Below are 526 nucleotides of genomic sequence, written 5' to 3'. Positions count from 1 at the left end.
TTCGCAGGCGATGAGCATCCTGTTCGTGTCGAGCCTGTTTGCCGGCGTGCTGGCGTTCCACAATGCGGTTGCGCGCTACATCTACGTCTCGGGCCGCGAGAAGCTGTTGCCGCAGACGATCGGCGTGACGCATCCGGTGCACCAGAGCCCACATGTCGCTTCCGTCATCCAGAGCGTGCTCGCCGCGGTCGTTGTCGGCCTGTTCGCCGTGCTCGGCCTCGATCCGGTGCTGGCGCTGTTTTCGTGGCTGACCAATGTCGCGACGCTCGGTGTCATCGCGATGATGGCGGTGGCATCGCTTGCCGTGGTGATGTTCTTCCGCGCCAACCCGGCGGCCCACGAGAATGCGCTGAAGACCACCATCCTGCCCGGGCTGACCTTCATCGCCTTCGTCATCATCATCTATTTGATCGTCATCAATTTCGGCAGCCTGTCGGGAGCCGGCGGTTTCCTTGGCGTGTTCCTGCCGGGGCTGGTGCTGATCGCCGCGATCGTCGGCCTGCTGCTGGCCAGCGCGCTGAAGAGC

General features: G+C 63.9%; 1 pseudogene. It reads left to right on the top strand.

The features are described 5' to 3' along the window. Nucleotides 1-10: 10 nt before the first annotated feature. Nucleotides 11-526: pseudogene (locus EN969_RS34595) on the top strand (amino acid permease); the annotation flags it as partial.

Origin of the sequence: Mesorhizobium sp. M7A.F.Ca.CA.003.01.2.1 (genome assembly GCF_003998945.1) — a bacterium.
In the GTDB taxonomy this organism is placed as follows: domain Bacteria; phylum Pseudomonadota; class Alphaproteobacteria; order Rhizobiales; family Rhizobiaceae; genus Mesorhizobium; species Mesorhizobium ciceri.
The sequence above is the reverse complement of the archived record's forward strand: the minus strand, read 5'-3'. Positions and strand labels throughout refer to the sequence as shown.